Annotated in this window: 12 protein-coding genes; all 12 read left to right on the top strand. The window is 66.6% G+C overall.

Annotated features, from left to right (window positions below):
• The first annotated feature begins 4 nt into the window (after positions 1-4).
• The 12 genes from glgX to galU all read left to right on the top strand — a co-directional run bounded on the left by glgX (position 5) and on the right by galU (position 16,913).
• On the top strand, positions 5-2,116 hold the full coding sequence (gene glgX / locus HBF26_RS02130) for a glycogen debranching protein GlgX (RefSeq protein WP_167122585.1): 2,112 nt from the start codon (positions 5-7) through the stop codon (positions 2,114-2,116).
• Positions 2,109-3,860 carry a malto-oligosyltrehalose trehalohydrolase gene (treZ, locus tag HBF26_RS02125; protein ID WP_205287579.1) on the top strand — a complete coding sequence of 584 codons (1,752 nt, stop codon included), beginning with the start codon at positions 2,109-2,111 and terminating at the stop codon, positions 3,858-3,860. Before glgX ends, treZ begins: the two co-directional genes overlap by 8 nt.
• Before the next feature lie 4 nt (positions 3,861-3,864).
• On the top strand, positions 3,865-5,946 hold the full coding sequence (malQ, locus tag HBF26_RS19390) for a 4-alpha-glucanotransferase (protein WP_205287578.1): 2,082 nt from the start codon (positions 3,865-3,867) through the stop codon (positions 5,944-5,946).
• Positions 5,943-8,555, top strand: a complete 2,613-nt coding sequence (gene treY / locus HBF26_RS02120; protein ID WP_205287577.1) for a malto-oligosyltrehalose synthase — start codon at positions 5,943-5,945, stop codon at positions 8,553-8,555. The genes malQ and treY overlap by 4 nt, the downstream gene beginning before the upstream one ends.
• Before the next feature lie 99 nt (positions 8,556-8,654).
• Entirely contained in the window at positions 8,655-9,335 is a 681-nt protein-coding gene (gene cmk / locus HBF26_RS02115; protein ID WP_167122581.1) for a (d)CMP kinase, read from the top strand.
• 168 nt (positions 9,336-9,503) lie between these two features.
• Positions 9,504-11,177, top strand: a complete 1,674-nt coding sequence (rpsA, locus tag HBF26_RS02110) for a 30S ribosomal protein S1 (protein WP_167122579.1) — start codon at positions 9,504-9,506, stop codon at positions 11,175-11,177.
• A gap of 83 nt (positions 11,178-11,260) precedes the next feature.
• Positions 11,261-11,563, top strand: a complete 303-nt coding sequence (locus HBF26_RS02105; RefSeq protein ID WP_167122577.1) for an integration host factor subunit beta — start codon at positions 11,261-11,263, stop codon at positions 11,561-11,563.
• A gap of 126 nt (positions 11,564-11,689) precedes the next feature.
• Positions 11,690-11,941 (top strand): lipopolysaccharide assembly protein LapA domain-containing protein, encoded by a 252-nt coding sequence (locus HBF26_RS02100; RefSeq protein ID WP_167122575.1) that lies wholly within the window; start codon positions 11,690-11,692, stop codon positions 11,939-11,941.
• On the top strand, positions 11,938-13,110 hold the full coding sequence (gene lapB, locus HBF26_RS02095) for a lipopolysaccharide assembly protein LapB (RefSeq protein ID WP_167122573.1): 1,173 nt from the start codon (positions 11,938-11,940) through the stop codon (positions 13,108-13,110). The genes HBF26_RS02100 and lapB overlap by 4 nt, the downstream gene beginning before the upstream one ends.
• A complete protein-coding gene (locus tag HBF26_RS02090; RefSeq protein ID WP_167122571.1) occupies positions 13,107-14,144 on the top strand; it encodes an MraY family glycosyltransferase in 1,038 nt (345 codons plus the stop codon). Before lapB ends, HBF26_RS02090 begins: the two co-directional genes overlap by 4 nt.
• Complete coding sequence (locus tag HBF26_RS02085; protein WP_167122569.1) at positions 14,131-16,029, top strand: polysaccharide biosynthesis protein; 1,899 nt, start codon at positions 14,131-14,133, stop codon at positions 16,027-16,029. The genes HBF26_RS02090 and HBF26_RS02085 overlap by 14 nt, the downstream gene beginning before the upstream one ends.
• A complete protein-coding gene (gene galU, locus HBF26_RS02080; protein WP_167122567.1) occupies positions 16,026-16,913 on the top strand; it encodes a UTP--glucose-1-phosphate uridylyltransferase GalU in 888 nt (295 codons plus the stop codon). The genes HBF26_RS02085 and galU overlap by 4 nt, the downstream gene beginning before the upstream one ends.
• The last annotated feature ends 166 nt before the right edge of the window (positions 16,914-17,079 follow it).

The raw sequence follows: 17,079 nt of genomic DNA, 5'->3' as shown, positions 1-17,079 counted from the left end.
ACGAATGCCCGCCTTACCCGAACGCATGCAGCCGGGCTCGCCTTACCCGCTAGGCGCAACCTGCGACGGCATGGGCACCAACTTCGCCGTGTTTTCCGCGCATGCGGAGCGCATGGAGCTGTGCCTGTTCGACCCTTCCGGCAAGCGCGAGATCGCGCGCTACGACCTCCCCGAATGCACTGACGAGGTCTGGCACGGTTATCTGCCGAGGGTACGGGGCGGGGCGCTGTACGGGTTCCGTGCCCATGGGCCGTACGCCCCGGAGGAAGGACACCGGTTCAATCCGAACAAGCTGCTGCTCGATCCGTATGCGCGCCTGCTGCATGGGCAGGTTCGCTGGTCGGATGCCCTGCATGGCTATCGCGTTTCGTCGCCCCGCGCCGATCTTTCGTTCGACCGCCGCGACAGTGCGGCCGCCATGCCGAAGGCTGTGGTGGTGGACGAGCCCATGCACTGGACGCAGGGGAACCGTCCGCACACGCCATGGAACGAGACGGTCATCTACGAGACCCACGTGAAAGGGTTCACGCGTACCCTGAAGCGCATCCGTCAGCACGAACGCGGCACCTTCATCGCCCTGGCGGACCCCTACGTCATCGATCATCTGGTGAAGCTTGGCGTGACGGCGGTCGAGCTGCTGCCCGTGCATGCCTTCGTGCAGGATCGCCGCCTTACCGAGATGAAGCTGCGCAATTACTGGGGCTACAACACGCTGGCGTTCTTCGCGCCGGAGCCCGCCTACCTCGCCGAAGGTGCATTGAACGAGATACGCGCCGCCGTGCAGGCCCTGCACGCGGCAGGCATCGAGGTGATCCTCGACGTGGTGTACAACCACACGTGCGAAGGCAGCGAACTCGGCACCACCATGTCGTTCCGCGGCCTGGACAACAAGAGCTACTACCGGCTGATGCCGGACAACCCCCGGTATTGCATCAACGATACCGGCACGGGCAATACGGTGAACACGGCGCATCCACGGGTGCTGCAACTGGTCATGGATTCGTTGCGCTACTGGGTGCAGACCTTCCACGTGGATGGCTTCCGCTTCGACCTCGGCGTGAGCCTGGGCCGCGAGGAACACGGGTTCGATCCGCACTGCGGCCTGTTCGACGCGATGCGTCAGGACCCTGTGCTCGCCAACGTGAAGCTGATTTCGGAACCGTGGGACATCGGGCCCGGCGGTTATCAGTTGGGCAACCATCCCCCCGGCTTCGGCGAGTGGAACGGCAAGTTCCGTGACGACGTGCGGAAGTTCTGGAAGGGTGAGGCCGGCATGCGCGGGGCGCTTGCCGGTCGCCTCCAGGCATCCGGCGAGCTGTTCGACCACCATCGCCGCAGGCCGTGGGCCTCGGTGAACTTCGTGACGGCGCACGACGGATTCACGCTCGAAGATCTGGTCAGCTATAACGACAAGCACAACGAGGCCAACGGCGAGGACAACCGCGACGGCGGCAACGACAACGAAAGCTACAACCACGGAGTCGAGGGTCACACGGAAGACGAAGGCATCCGCACCGCGCGCGACCGGGCGAAACGCGCGATGCTGGCCACGCTCTACTTTTCGCACGGTACACCGATGCTGCTGGGGGGCGACGAATTCGGGCGCACTCAGCAGGGCAACAACAACGCCTACTGCCAGGACAACGAGATCTCCTGGTACGACTGGAAGCTGGCCACGTCGGACCGCGGCAGGGAACTTACCGACTTCGTGGCGCGCCTGGCTCAGCTGCGGGAGCAGCATCCGACGCTGCGCGCCGCGCACTTCCTCCGTGGCGACACCGAGGTGGTGCCCGGGATGCGCGAGGTGATGTGGTTCGACGAGAGCGGTGCGGAGATGACGCAGGAAACCTGGGACTTCACCGAGGGCCGCCTGCTGACGCTGCGGCGTGCCCAGGCCCAGGGCGAAAAGCGCGCCGATGTGACGCTCCTGATGATCAACGGCACCCCGGAAACGCATGTGTTCCATCTGCCGCAGCCGGGCGCCAACTGGCGCCTTCGTTGCAACAGCGCGGCGCCGGCCGCTCCGGAGATGGCCTGGAGCGAACCGACGATCGAAGTGGAAGGCCGCAGCGTGATACTCCTGGCGGCGACGGTAAGGACCGAACCGCATGAGTGACGGATACATCCATGCCATGCCCTATGGCTTCAAAGTGCTGGGGGACGGGCGCACGCATTTCCGCCTGTGGGCCCCCGACCGCGAGGCCGTGTCCATCGAGTGCGACGACGGCCATGTGGCGCCCATGCGGGCGCTGGACGACGGATGGTTCGAATGCGTGTGTCCCGCCGAGGTAGGCACCGGTTACCGGTTCCGGCTCGACGACGACCTTGTGGTTCCCGATCCGGCCTCGCGTCGACAGGATGGCGGCGACGTGCACGGCTACAGCGTGGTCACCGATCCGTTGGGCTACACATGGCGTCATCGTGACTGGAAGGGGCGACCATGGCACGAGGCCGTGATCTACGAACTGCACGTGGGCGCACTGGGCGGTTTCCACGGCGTGGAGATGGTCTTGCCGCACCTGGCCTCGCTGGGCATCACCGCGGTCGAGCTCATGCCGATCGCCGAATTCCCCGGCGAACGCAACTGGGGCTATGACGGGGTGCTCCCGTACGCGCCGGCCGCTTCCTATGGCTCGCCGGACGACCTGAAGTCGCTCGTGGACACCGCGCACGGGCTGGGCATGATGGTTTTCCTCGATGTGGTCTACAACCATTTCGGGCCGGACGGTAACTACCTGGGTGCCTATGCGTCGCCTTTCTTCGACGAGGCGGCGCACACCCCATGGGGCGCGGCCATCGGCGTCGCCACGCCGCAGGTGGGCGACTACTTCGTGCACAACGCCCTGTACTGGCTGGACGAGTTCCGCTTCGACGGCCTTCGTTTCGATGCCGTGCACGCGATTGGCAATCCTGGCTGGCTGGCGGCCCTTGCGGGTCGGGTTCGTGCCACCGTAGGGCCTGAGCGGCAGGTGCACCTCGTGCTCGAAAACGAAGCGAACCAGGCCCACCTGCTGGGGCGCAGCCGTTTCGATGCACAGTGGAACGACGACTTTCACAACGCGTTGCACGTGCTGCTCACGGGAGAGGACGAGGGCTACTACGCGCATTACCAGCCCCCGATGGAGAAGTTGCTGCGCAGCCTCACGGAAGGCTTCGCGTTCCAGGGCGAAGTCATGGGCGGGCGCCGCCGCGGGGAGCCGAGCGCCCATCTGCCGCCGGCACGCTTCGTCAATTTCCTGCAGAACCACGACCAAGTGGGGAACCGGGCGTTCGGCGACCGCCTGAGCACGCTGGTGCCGCCTGAGACAGTGGAAGCCGCGCTGGCCTTGCTGTTGCTCGCGCCGTTCGTGCCCATGCTGTTCATGGGCGAGGAATGGGCAAGTCGTACACCGTTCCTCTTCTTCACCGATTTTCCCGACGAAGACCTGCGCAAGGCTGTGCGCGACGGAAGGCGCAAGGAGTTCGAGGCCTTCGCGGGTTTTGCCGGGGAGACGATTCCCGATCCCAACGAGTACGACACGTTCACCGCCTCCATTCCGGATCGCGACGGTGCCCTGGGCGAGAAGCGCCGCGCGTTGGTGCGCGAGTTGATCGCGCTGCGGCGCAAGCATGTGGCGCCCTACATCGAGGAGGCCCGAAGCCTCGGTGCGCATGCGTTGGGCGCGAAGGCATTCGTCGCCTCGTGGGCACTGGGTGGCGCGTCGCTCAGCCTGTTCGTGAATGTCGGCGACGAGGATGTCGTCGTCGATCGACCGCCGTCGCCGTCGGCGGCATGGCTGCACGGCGACGCCGCCGATGTCGCTTCCGTTTCGCGCGGCCTGCTTCCGGCACGCCGTACCCTTGCCTGCCTGGAGTCCTGACGCTGTGAACGCACCCCTCGACGATCGCCTCGCACTGCTGGCCGAACGTGCCGGCGTCGATGTGCACTGGCGTGACGCGCTCGATCGGCCGCAGACGACGCCGGCGGATACCCTGCGCGCGGTGCTTCGCGCGCTGGGCCTGCCGGCCGATCACGCCGACGAGGTCGAGGACAGCCTGCGGAGGCTCGACGAAGAGGGGCGCAGGGCGCGGCTTCCGCGCATGATGACCACCGACGCGGGTGGCCGACTCGAGGTGGCGCCGGGCACCGGCGCACGGCCCTGGAAAATCGTTGCCGACGACGATACCCAGGTGAGCGAGGGCACCCTGGCCGCGGGCGACGGTGGCATCGACGCGCCGTCGATTCCCGGCTACTACACGCTGCGGTTGGGCGACGAAGAAACCACGCTGGCGGTGGCGCCACGTCGCGCCTTCGGCGTGAGCGACGTCAAGGCGGCCTGCCGCCGACCGTGGGGCATGGCCGTGCAGGTGTCGGGTCTGCGGCGGCCCGGCGACGGTGGCATAGGCGATTTCACGGCTCTGGAAATCTGCGCGAAGGCGGCGGCCGAGAAGGGCGCCGATGCCCTGGCGATCAGTCCGCTGCATGCCTTGTTCGCCGCCGCGCCCGAGCGCTACAGCCCCTATGCGCCTTCGAGTCGCCTGTTCCTCAATGGCCTGTATATCGATCCTTCCCGGACCAACGGCGAGCAGACCGTGCGGGCGGTGATCGATTCGCACAACCTCCGCCAGGAACTGGCCGAGCTGGAGTGGCTCGAGCTCATCGACTGGCCCCGCGCCGCGCGGGCGCGCATGACGATCCTGCGCTCGATCTTCGAAGGCGCCTCGGCCGACCTCGCGCATTCGGATCGATTCATGGCCTTTCGCCGTGAGCAGGGCGAGCCGCTGGAGCGGCACGCCCGTTTCGAGGCGCTGCATGCCGACTTCACCGCGCACGGTCGTGCCGGTGGCTGGCAGGGTTGGCCGGGCGAGTTCCACGATCCGGAAGGCAAGGCCGTGAAAGCCTTCGCGCACGAGCACTCGCGAGAGGTGGCGTTCCATGCATGGCTGCAATGGCTCGCCACGCAAGGCCTGGAAGGGGCGCAGAAGGCCGCGCGTGACGCCGGCATGGCGATCGGTCTGATCGCCGACCTTGCCGTGGGTGCCGACTCGGGCGGCAGCCATGCCTGGGCGCACCAGGCCGAGATGCTTACCGGGCTATCGGTAGGCGCGCCACCGGATGCGTTGAATCGTCTCGGTCAGGACTGGGGCCTTACCACGTTCTCGCCGCGCGGCCTTCGGGAAAGCGGCTTCCGCGGCTTCATCGGCATGCTGCGCGCGGCGCTTGCGCACGCCGGCGGCGTGCGCATCGACCACGTCCTTGGCTTGAAACGCCTGTGGATGGTGCCGCACGGGGCGGGTGCCACCGAGGGGGCCTATGTGCGCTACCCCCTGACCGATCTGCTGCGTCTCATCGCGCTGGAATCGCACCTGCATCGCGCCATCGTGATCGGCGAAGATCTCGGCACCGTGCCTTCCGACTTTCGCGACACGATTGCCGACAAGGGCGTGCTCGGCATTCGCGTGCTGTGGTTCGAACGCGCGGCGGACGGTGGCTTCATCGCGCCGGACACATGGTCGGACAAGGCGATGGCGACAACGAGCACGCATGACGTGCCGACCGTGGCAGGCTGGTGGAGCGGACGCGATGTCGAATGGCGCAAGCGCACCGGACTGGACGACCCGGCGGTGGACGAGAACGCGCAGCGGGAACGCGAGCGCGTGCAGCTGTGGCATGCGCTTTTCGCCTCGGGTTCCGCCTGGAACGAAGATTCCCCGCCCGCGCCCGACGACATCTCGCCGGTGGTGTGGGCCGCCGCTCACCATGTATCGCTGACCCCGGCGCCGCTGGCGATCTTTCCCGTCGAGGACGTGCTCGGCCTGCACGAGCAGCCCAATCTTCCCGGACCGACCGACGCCCTGCATCCGAACTGGCGCCGGCGCATGCCGGATACATCGTCGCGGCTGTTCGACGGGCCGATCGCCCATGCCGTCTGCGCCACGATCGACCAGACACGGAATCGCTCGTGAGCCCGCCGCGCGCGCTTGCACGCCTGCAGTTCCATGCGGGGTTCACACTCGACGACGCGGTGGGCGTGGTGGATTACTACGCGAACCTCGGCGTGAGCCACCTTTATGCGTCGCCCATCCTTCGCGCACGCAGGGGGTCCACGCACGGGTACGATGTGGTGGACTGCCATGAGGTCAATCCGGAACTGGGTGGCGAAGACGCCTTGCGCCGGCTGGTGGCGGCGCTCCGCGCGCGCGGGATGGGCCTGGTGCTGGACATCGTGCCGAACCACATGGGCGTCGGCGTGGAAAACGCGTGGTGGATGGACGTGTTGCGCCATGGTCGTGAGAGCCGCTATGCCGGCTACTTCGACATCGACTGGCAGACACCCGATCCGCTGCTGCGGGGCAGGCTACTGCTTCCCATCCTCGGCGCCGGTTACGACGCCACGCTGCGCGAAGGGCACATCCGCCTTGCGCTGCGTCGCGACCAATGGATGCTGCGGGTCTACGACGATCATCTGCCTTTGTCGCCGGCGTCGACGAAAGCGTTGGCAAGAGACGCCGAAGCCGCGCACGATCCCGCCACCGACGAGGGCAGGGCGGCGTTGCATGCGCTGATCGAACGCCAGCATTACCGTCTGGCGTTCTGGAAGCTGGCCAGCGACATGGTCAACTACCGGCGCTTCTTCGACATCAACGAACTCGCCGGATTGCGGATCGAACGTACTGCCGTATTCGAGGATACGCACAAGACCATCTTCCGCCTTTATGCGGAGGGCCTGATCGACGGTGTGCGCTGCGATCACGTGGACGGCCTGGCCGATCCGCGGCGCTACTGCCGCCAGCTGCGGCATCGGCTCGAGCGCCTGCGTCCGCAGCGTCCGCCGGGCGCACCGCGCGATGGCGCATATCTCGTCGTGGAGAAGATCCTCGCGAACGACGAGTCGCTGCGACTCGACTGGCGCACCGACGGCACCACGGGCTACGAGTTCATGGATCAGGTGTCGGCCGTGCTGCACGACGAAGCGGGCGAGGCGCCGCTTACCGAACTGTGGCGAAAACTCACGGGAGACAGCGCGGACTTTGCCACGCAGGCGGTGCGCGCCCGGCGGCAGATCCTTGTGGACAGCTTCGAGGCGGAACTGGACCGGACCGCGCGTGCGCTGTTCGCGGCCGCGCGTGCCGATGTCGCCACGCGCGACGTGTCCCTCGCCGCCCTCCGCCGTGTGCTGGTGGAATTGCTGGTGCATTTTCCCGTCTACCGCACCTATGCCGGTGGCGCGGGGCGCGATGCGTTCGACGAATCCGTGTTCGCGCGAGCGGTGGAAGGCGCCTTGCGCACGATCCGCCTGGAAGACGTGGAACTGCTGCATCTTGTCGCACGGTGGCTGGGCGGCGAAGCGCCGCGCAGCCTGCCGCCCGGGCCCGTTCGGCGGGCCCGCGAGCGCGCTATCGCCGTCTTCCAGCAGGCCACCTCGCCGGTGGCGGCAAAGGCCGTGGAGGACACGGCCGGATATCGCTACGGGCGCCTGCTCTCGCGCAACGAGGTGGGCGTGGATGCCGCGCACCTGGCGCTCACCGTCGAGGAATTCCATCGACGCTGCGCGGAGCGCGCCGACGTCCTGCCGCACAACCTCCTGGCAACGGCCACGCACGACCACAAGCGCGGGGAAGACTTAAGGGCGCGCCTCGCGGTGCTGTCGGAAGTGGCGGGCCGCTGGGTCGTGACCGTGGAACGCTGGCGCATGCGCCACGCCGATTTCCGGAAACGCACCGAGGATGGACGGATGGCGCCGTCGGCCGCGGACGAACTCATGCTCTACCAGATGCTCGTGGGTGCCTGGCCGCTGGGGCTGGCGCCGGGCGACGACGAAGGGATGGAGCGCTTCGCGACGCGCATCGCGGCGTGGCAGCGCAAGGCGCTGCGCGAGGCCAAGCGCTGGACTCGCTGGACGTCGCCGAACGAGCCTTACGAAGACGCGTGCGAGGACTTCCTGCGCAGCCTGCTGTCCAGCGATTGCGCCGAGGAACTCGCCGCCTTCGCCAGCTACATCGCGGCGCCCGGGGCCGCGAACGGCCTGGCTCAGACCGTGCTGCGCCTCACCACCCCCGGCGTTCCCGATCTCTATCAGGGGACGGACTATTGGGATTTCAGCCTGGTCGATCCGGACAACCGGCGCCCCGTCGATTTCTCCGCCCGCGCGGCTTCGCTGGCGCGTGACGCGAGTCCGGCGGAGGCGCTGGCGAGCTGGCGCGATGGCGCCATCAAGCAGGCAGTCATCGCGCGGCTGCTGCGGTTGCGCCGGGACCACCCGGACTTGTTCGCCCGCGGCACTTACCGGCCGCTGGCGGCCACCGGGCCGGCGGCGGACCACGTCCTGGCCTTCATGCGGGAGCATCGCGGCCAGAAGCTCGTCGTGGCCGTGGCGCGGCACACGGCCGATTGGCTGGGGGGCGCGGAAACCCCGGCCATCCCGGCGTCCCGCTGGGCCGGCACGTTACTCGCCTTGCCCGAGGGGAACTGGCGCGACGTCCTCGGCACCGGCGGCTCGCGCGGCGGCGACATCGGCATGGCGGACCTGATGGGCGACCTCCCCGTGGCCGCCTGGTTCACCGGTAAAATGTAGGAGCCGCCATGGCGGCGAGGGAACCGCCCCATACCGTCGTCAGGGCCGACCGGGCCCTCGACGCGATATCATGCGGGTTTCGCGAACGAGGTTGATCCCATGGCCGATCCGGCAGCCGTCCCCGTCCTGACCATCGACGGCCCCTCCGGCTCCGGCAAGGGAACCATCAGCCGCCTGGTGGCGGAGCGCCTGGGCTGGCGCCTGCTCGACTCCGGGGCCCTGTACCGGGCCGTGGGTTACGCGGCGGGCGAGGAGGGCATCGACCTGTCCGACGCCGAGGCGGTGACCCGCTGCGCCCGCACGGTGAAGATCCGCTTCCAGCCCAGCGCCGACGGCGGCGAAACCCGGGTGCTGGTCAACGGGCACGACGCCACCGACGAGCTGCGGACGGAAACGGCCGGCGCGGCCGCCTCGGCCATCGCCGTGATTCCGTCGGTCCGGGAGGCCCTGGTGGACCTCCAGCACGCGTTCCGCAAGGCGCCGGGGCTGGTCGCCGACGGCCGTGACATGGGGACGGTGATATTCCCGGATGCCGCCCATAAGTTCTTCCTTACGGCCAGCGCCGCCGAGCGCGCGAAAAGGCGCTATAAGCAGTTGAAGGATAAGGGGCTAAGCGTTACACTTGCCACCCTTCAGCGAGAGATCGAGGCGCGCGACGAGCGGGACGCGTCGCGGCCGGTCGCCCCGTTGAAGCCCGCCGAAGGCGCCGTGGTCATCGATACCACCGGCATGCCCATCGACGAGGTGGTGGCGAAAGTTTTCGCCGTGGTGCGTCCGTAAGGCGCGTCGCGGCATCGGTGTCCGCGCGGTGTGCGCGGGCTCTTGGCAACGGTGCAGGGGATCCCATCCGGGTCACTCCGCGCACCCTCTACCGGTGGGTCCCCCGTTCGTCTGCGATCACGAAGGTACGCAGGCCCGGGTACGACCTTTCATAACCCTGGAATCAACATGACTGAAAGTTTTGCCGAACTGTTTGAACAGAGCCAGCAGGCCATTTCCAAGCTGAAGCCCGGCTCCATCGTCACCGGTATCGTTGTGGAAATCCGCAACGACGTGGTGGTGATCAACGCCGGCCTGAAGAGCGAAGGCATCGTCCCCATCGAGCAGTTCAAGGACGAGTCCGGCGCGCTGGAAGTGGAAGTGGGCGACGAGGTAAAGGTCGCGCTCGACGCGCTCGAAGACGGCTTCGGCGAGACCAAGCTCTCCCGTGAGAAGGCCAAGCGTTCGATGGTGTGGGACGACCTCGAGCAGGCGTTCGACAAGGAAGAGACCATCACCGGCAAGATCTCCGGCAAGGTCAAGGGCGGCTTCACGGTCGACATCAAGGACGTCCGCGCGTTCCTGCCGGGCTCCCTGGTCGACGTGCGTCCGGTCCGCGACCCGGTCTACCTCGAGGGCAAGGACCTCGAGTTCAAGATCATCAAGCTCGACCGCAAGCGCAACAACGTCGTCGTCAGCCGCCGCGCGGTCGTCGAGACGGAGTTCTCGGAAGAGCGCGAGAAGCTGCTCGAGCGCCTGACCGAAGGCGCGGTCGTGAAGGGTGTGGTGAAGAACCTCACCGATTACGGCGCGTTCGTCGACCTCGGCGGTATCGACGGCCTGCTGCACATCACCGACATGGCGTGGAAGCGCGTGCGTCACCCGTCCGAAGTCGTCAACGTCGGCGACGAACTGGACGTCCGCGTGCTCAAGTACGACCGCGAGCGCAACCGCGTGTCGCTCGGCCTCAAGCAGCTCGGCGACGACCCGTGGGTCGCCATCGCCCGCCGCTACCCGGTCGGCAGCCGTCTGTTCGGCAAGGTCTCCAACGTCACCGATTACGGCTGCTTCGTCGAGATCGAGCCGGGCGTCGAAGGCCTGGTCCACGTGTCCGAAATGGACTGGACCAACAAGAACGTCAACCCGGCCAAGGTCGTGCAGGTCGGCGACGAGACCGAAGTCATGGTTCTCGACGTGGACGAAGAGCGTCGTCGTATCTCCCTCGGTATCAAGCAGACCCGCTCGAACCCGTGGGAAGCTTTCGCCGCCATGCACAAGAAGGGCGACAAGGTGTCGGGCCAGATCAAGTCGATCACCGACTTCGGCATCTTCATCGGCCTGGAAGGCGGCATCGACGGTCTCGTCCACCTGTCCGACATCTCGTGGCAGGCCTCGGGTGAAGACCTCGTCCGCAACTTCAAGAAGGGCGACGAAGTCGAGGCCGTGGTTCTTGCCGTCGATCCGGAGCGCGAGCGCATCTCCCTCGGCATCAAGCAGATGGAGCAGGATCCGTTCGGCCAGTTCATGGCCACGAATCCGCGCGGCACGATCCTGACCGGCACGGTCCGCGAAGTCGACGCCAAGGGTGCGACCATCGACCTCGGCGAAGGCGTCGAAGGCTACATCCGTGCCAACGACATCGCCAAGGAACGCGTCGACGATGCCACCCAGTACCTCAAGGTGGGTGATTCGGTCGAGGCGAAGTTCACCGGCATGGATCGCAAGGGCCGTCAGCTCCAGCTGTCGATCCGTGCGAAGGACGAGGAAGATCTGGCCGACACCATGGCCGACTACCAGTCCGCCGCCGGTGGTACCACCAAGCTCGGCGCGCTCCTCAAGGAGCAGATGAACAAGGCCGACTGACCGTCGGGCGAGGGGCGGCCAACCCGCCCCTCGCTGTGTTGGACAGATCCATAGCGTCAGCTTCGAGAACCACCAGGGGACCCATGACAAAGTCGGAATTGATCGAGGCGCTGGCGCGGCGCCAGACCCATCTTGCCTTCAGCGACGTGGAACTTGCCGTCAAGAGTGTGCTGGAACAGATGAGCCAAGCCCTGTCCACGGGCGAGCGCATCGAGATCCGCGGATTCGGCAGTTTCGCGCTGCACTTCCGTCCGCCGCGCATGGGCCGCAACCCCAAGACCGGCGAGGCAGTGGCCCTCCCGGGCAAGCACGTCCCACATTTCAAACCCGGTAAGGAATTACGCGAACGCGTAAACCTCATCGAAGGAACGAACGCCGCGCAGTAGCGCGGCGTTTTTTTTGGCAACCCCCGTGGTTTTTCCCGGCACCTACGCCCTGAGCGTGCCGGCGAAGCTGTATGAAATGCGAACCGCAAACCACCACGTCATTCAGGATTCGGGTACAGTCGCCGGATGCGTCTGATTGTCATCATTTTCCTACTGCTGTTCATTGCCGCCGGCGTCGTTTTCGGTGCGCTGAATGCCGACCTCGCGTCGTTCGACCTCGGCTTCGCGCAGCTGTCCCTTCCCAAGGGCGGGGCCATGCTTTCGGCGGTACTGCTGGGCTGGATCCTGGGCGGCATTACCGCCTGGCTCGGGACCTCGCTGGGCCATCGCCGGCGCCGCCGGCGCGAGCGCAAGGTGGAGAGCACGACCACCGCATGAATCCGATCTGGTTGCTGGCGCTCGTTCCTCCCCTCGCTTTCGCCTGTGGCTGGTGGCTCGCCCAACGAAGCCATGTGAGGCGCTCGGGGGAGCGTGTCAACGAGCTGTCTTCCGATTACTTCCGGGGCCTCAACTACCTCCTCAACGAGGAGCAGGACAAGGCGCTGGAGGTGTTTCTTCGCCTTGCCGAATACAACCGCGACACCGTCGAGACCCATCTCGCCCTGGGCAACCTCTTCCGCAAGCGCGGGGAAGTGGACCGGGCCATCCGTCTGCACCAGCACCTGGTTTCGCGCCAGGGCCTTTCCGACGAGATGAAAACCGTGGCCTTGCTGGAGCTCGGCGAGGACTACATGCGCGCCGGCCTGCTCGACCGTGCGGAAACCCTGTTCTCCGATCTTGTGGCCATGGACGCCCTGGCGCCCTCGGCGCTGCGGCACCTCATCGCCATCTATCAGCACGAACGCGAGTGGCACAAGGCGATCGACCATGCGCGCCGGCTGGAGGCCATGACCGGTGAAGACGAATCGGCCATGATCGCCCAGTTCTATTGCGAGCTTGCCGAGCAATCGCGCCAGCACGGCGCGCGCACCGAGGCACGCGACTATGTTCGCGACGCGTTCGCCTGCCAGGAAAACTGCGTGCGCGCGCACATGATCGCCGGCCGGCTCTCGTCGGAAGACGGCGAACTGGAGCAGGCGATCGCGTCGTATGAGGCCGCCATCGCCGCGGACATCGCCTTCGTCCCCGAGATTCTTCCGCCCCTGCTCAACTGTTATGCGCGCTCGGGCCAGATGGACCGCGCGGAAGCATTCCTGCGGGAAATCATGGAGCGCTACCACGGCATCTCGCCGGTGCTCGCGCTCACCCGGCTATACGAGGGCAGGGATGGCGAGCGTACGGCCATCGACTTCCTCACCGGGCAGCTGCGCAAGCGTCCCTCCGTGCGTGGCCTCATGGCGTTGATCGACGCCACGATGGACAAGGTGTCCGGCGAGGCACGCGAGAACTACCTCATCCTCCGCGACCTCACGCGCAAGCTTCTCGAAGGCCAGGCCATGTATCGCTGCAGCCGTTGCGGCTTCGGCGCGAAGGCGCACCACTGGCAGTGCCCGAGCTGCAAGAGCTGGGGCACGGTACGCCCCATTCACGGCGTCGCGAACGAATGACAACCTGGCCCGCCGCCTACGCATCGCTGCCGATCGGCTGTATCGTGGCGGCGTTCGTCGTGTCTTTCGCGAGCGTGCGCGTGGCCATCGCCTATGCCCACCGGCGCGGCATGCTCGACACGCCCGGCCGCCGGCGTTCGCACACGATGCCCACGCCACGTGGCGGCGGCATCGGCATCGTGCTCGGCGCCCTCGTCGGCATGCCGGCCTGCCTGTTGCTGCTGCCCCAATCGCCGGGTGCGGCCACGGTCGGCGCCTTCACGGTCGCGACCATCGCCGTGGCGGCCATCGGCTGGCTGGACGACCACGGCTCGCTGCCCATCCGGCCGCGCCTGTTTATTCAGTTGGCGGCGACGTTATTGCTGTGTGTCGCCGTCGCGTCGGGCACCTCGAGCCTGTGGTGGGCCGTGCCGCTCCTGCTGGCTGGCGTCTGGTCCATCAACCTCCACAATTTCATGGACGGCATCGACGGTCTGGCCGCCCAGCAGGCCATGTTCTTCGGCGCCGCCGTCGGGGCGCTCGCCTGGGCTGCCGGGAACCCGGCGATCGCCTACGCGGGGCTTGCCATGGCCGCGGCCGCCCTGGGTTTCTGGTGGTTCAACCGCTCGCCTGCACGGATATTCATGGGCGATGTGGGCAGCGGAACGCTGGGGCTGCTGGTTTTCGCGCTCTCGGCGATGCTGTGGGCATTTCGTACGAACTTGCTCTGGCCGGCACTTGTCTTTTCCTCGGCCTTCGTCATCGACGCGACCTTGACATTGCTCGTGCGAATGCTGCGCGGTGCGCGCTGGTACACTCCGCACCGCGAGCACCTTTATCAGTGGCTTGTGAGACGGGGAACGTCACATCGGAGGGTAGCCGCAGGCTACCTTGCCTGGAACGTTCTCGTCTGTGTTCCCGTCGCATGGATCGCGTTCCGCTCACCAGCGGCGGCGCCGGCCTGTTTCGCGGCGGTGTACGTGGTGGGGGCAGCGGTTTGGCGTACTGGCAAGCGTTACGGCTTGCGTCGAAGGGAGCGACATGTTTCTGCGTAAGTTCATCGGCATCATTCATCCGCGCACGGCGGTCGTCGCCCACGACCTGGCGATGTCCGCGCTCGCGTGGTGGATAGCCAAGGCATTGCGTTACGCACTGATGCCGGACCTCGCGCCGGTCACCTACCTGCCGATGGAGTTCCCCATCGTGCTGCTGGTTCAGGGTGCGGTCTTCAACTGGACCGGCCTGTACAAGGGGGTGTGGCGCTTCGCCAGCCTTCCGGACCTCTGGAACATCATCCGCGCCACGGTGATCGGTGCGCTGATCATCGGCCTGGCCATGGTCATGTACGCGCGCCTCGACGGCGTGCCGCGCTCGGTGCTGCTGGTCTATCCGGTGGTGCTCGTGGTGCTGCTGGGCCTTCCGCGGCTCAGCTACCGCTTCTGGAAGGACAGCCGCATCGACCTGTTCCAGTCGGTGCCGACCAAGCGGGTGCTCATCGTCGGCGCCGATCGCGCGGGCGAGGCGCTGTCGCGCGACCTGCGCCGCGACAGTCGCTACAGTGTCATAGGTTTCGTCGACGATAACCTCGCCCTGCGCGGTGCGCAGATCGGCGGTATCCCGGTGCTCGGCACCGTGGACCAGCTTGCCGAGCTGTCCAAGGCCGTGGCGGTGCAGATGCTGCTGATCGCCGTGCCCGGCGCGACCACCGCACAGATGCGCCGGATCGTGGCCTTCTGCGAAAGCACCGGTCTGCCGTTCCGCACCGTGCCCCGCCTGGAGGACGTCGTCGCGGGGCGCGCGCAGTTCAACGAGATCAAGGAAGTGGCCATCGAGGATCTGCTCGGCCGCGACGCGGTGGAGCTGGACTGGACGGCCATCCGCGAGAACATCAGCGGCCGCCGGGTGCTCGTTACCGGTGGCGGCGGCTCGATCGGTTCGGAACTCTGCCGTCAGGTGGCGCGCCTCGGCGCCAGTTCGCTCACGGTGGTGGAGATTTCCGAGTACAACCTCTATCGCATCGGCCAGGAACTGACCTCCGCCTATCCCGAGCTCATCTTCAACGGCGTGCTTACCGACGCCCGCGATGCGATGGCGGTCAACCGGCTCTTCGAGGAAACCCAGCCGCAGATCGTCTTCCACGCCGCCGCATACAAGCACGTGCCCATGCTCCAGGGCCAGCTGCGCGAGGCCTTCCGCAACAACGTCCTCGGGACCCGCATCGTGGCCGACGCCGCGGTGCGTTGCGGTGCAGAGTCGTTCGTCCTCATCTCCACCGACAAGGCGGTGAACCCCACCTCGGTGATGGGCGCATGCAAGCGCATGGCGGAAATCTGGTGCCAGAACCTCGCGGCGCATACTTCGACACGTTTCATTACGGTTCGCTTCGGTAATGTGCTGGACTCCGCCGGTTCGGTGGTCCCTCTGTTCCGCCGGCAGATCCGGCAGGGCGGGCCGGTGACCATCACCCATCCGGAGATCTCGCGCTATTTCATGACCATTCCCGAGGCCTGCCAGCTGATTCTCCAGGCGGCCAGTCTCGGCAAGGGCGGCGAGATCTTCGCGCTCGACATGGGCGATCCGGTGAAGATCCGCGATCTCGCCGAGCAGATGATCCGCCTGGCGGGCAAGCGGCCGGGCTCGGACATCCAGATCGTGTACACGGGGCTGCGCTCCGGCGAGAAGTTGTTCGAGGAACTGTTCCATCCGCTGGAGAACTACACGAGTACGACCCACGCGAAGATCTTCCAGGCCCAGCATCGCCAGGTGTCCTGGGAACTTCTGCAGACGCAGCTGGCACGCGCCGAGGAGGCCGTGTCCGCGTTCGACGAAGAAACCCTGCGCCGGTGCGTGTCGCAACTGCTGCCTTCCTTCCGTTGGAGCGAGCCGCAGACCGACAACGTGCTGCCGCTACGCCGTAACGAAAGTGGAGACATTGCATGACCCAACCCCTGCGCAAGGTCGTATTTCCCGTAGCCGGCCTCGGTACGCGATTCCTTCCCGCGACGAAGGTGGTGGCGAAGGAAATGCTGCCGGTGCTGGACCGTCCGCTGATCCAATATGCGGTGGACGAGGCCGTGGATGCGGGTGCCGACACGCTGGTGTTCGTCACCAATCGCTACAAGCACGCGATCGCCGACTATTTCGACAAGGCGTACGAGCTCGAAGAAAAGCTCGCCGAAAAGAACAAGGAAGAACTGCTGGCCATCCTTCGCGGCATCCTTCCGCGCCACGTGCGTTGTGTGTTCGTCACGCAGCCTGAAGCCCTGGGCCTCGGCGACGCCGTGCTGCGCGCGGCACCGGTGGTGGGCAACGAGCGCTTCGGCGTCATGTTGCCCGACGATCTCATCTGGAACAAAGGCAAGGGCGCGTTGCGCCAGATGGCCGAGGTGGCGGACGCCAACCAGGCCGGCGTCATCGCCGTGGAGGAGGTGCCCGAGAAGGACACCGACAAATACGGCATCGTCGACGCGAAGGAACGGCTGAACGATCGCACCCATGTCATTACCCACATGGTCGAAAAGCCCAAGCCCGCGGATGCTCCGTCGAATCTCGCGGTCGTCGGCCGCTATGTCCTTCCCTGCGAGATCTTCGACTACCTGAAGAACACGAAGGAAGGCGCCGGCGGCGAGATCCAGCTCACCGACGCCATCGAGAATCTGCTGAAGGACAAGGGCAGGGTGCTGGCGTATCGCTTCGAAGGCACGCGCTTCGACTGCGGCAACAAGGCTGGCCTGGTGCGCGCCACGATGGCCATGGCGCTGGAAGATCCGAAGCTCGCGCCGATCGTGCGGGAATTCGCGAACAAGGCGGCCGTTCCGGCCTGATCGGATTCACCGTACCTGGTAGAAGCCGGCTGTTGGCGTAGCAGCCGGCTCTCTTGGGCGCAGCAACCGGCTCTATGTGGGAGCCGGCTTCGCCGGCGATCCCGCAGCAGCGGGCAGGTTCGCCGCGAGCCCCCATCGCCGCTAAAGCGGCTCCCACAAAAGCCCG

It is taken from the genome of Luteibacter jiangsuensis (assembly GCF_011742555.1).
GTDB lineage: Bacteria > Pseudomonadota > Gammaproteobacteria > Xanthomonadales > Rhodanobacteraceae > Luteibacter > Luteibacter jiangsuensis.
This window is presented reverse-complemented; position numbering and strand designations above follow the sequence as displayed.

Excerpts from the sequence above, each read along its gene's own strand:
- glgX (WP_167122585.1), top strand. The coding sequence starts at position 5 with ATGCCCGCCTTACCCGAACGCATGCAGCCGGGCTCGCCTTACCCGCTA.
- treZ (WP_205287579.1), top strand. The coding sequence starts at position 2,109 with ATGAGTGACGGATACATCCATGCCATGCCCTATGGCTTCAAAGTGCTG.
- cmk (WP_167122581.1), top strand. The coding sequence starts at position 8,655 with ATGGCCGATCCGGCAGCCGTCCCCGTCCTGACCATCGACGGCCCCTCC.
- rpsA (WP_167122579.1), top strand. The coding sequence starts at position 9,504 with ATGACTGAAAGTTTTGCCGAACTGTTTGAACAGAGCCAGCAGGCCATT.
- HBF26_RS02105 (WP_167122577.1), top strand. The coding sequence starts at position 11,261 with ATGACAAAGTCGGAATTGATCGAGGCGCTGGCGCGGCGCCAGACCCAT.
- HBF26_RS02100 (WP_167122575.1), top strand. The coding sequence starts at position 11,690 with ATGCGTCTGATTGTCATCATTTTCCTACTGCTGTTCATTGCCGCCGGC.
- lapB (WP_167122573.1), top strand. The coding sequence starts at position 11,938 with ATGAATCCGATCTGGTTGCTGGCGCTCGTTCCTCCCCTCGCTTTCGCC.
- HBF26_RS02090 (WP_167122571.1), top strand. The coding sequence starts at position 13,107 with ATGACAACCTGGCCCGCCGCCTACGCATCGCTGCCGATCGGCTGTATC.
- HBF26_RS02085 (WP_167122569.1), top strand. The coding sequence starts at position 14,131 with ATGTTTCTGCGTAAGTTCATCGGCATCATTCATCCGCGCACGGCGGTC.
- galU (WP_167122567.1), top strand. The coding sequence starts at position 16,026 with ATGACCCAACCCCTGCGCAAGGTCGTATTTCCCGTAGCCGGCCTCGGT.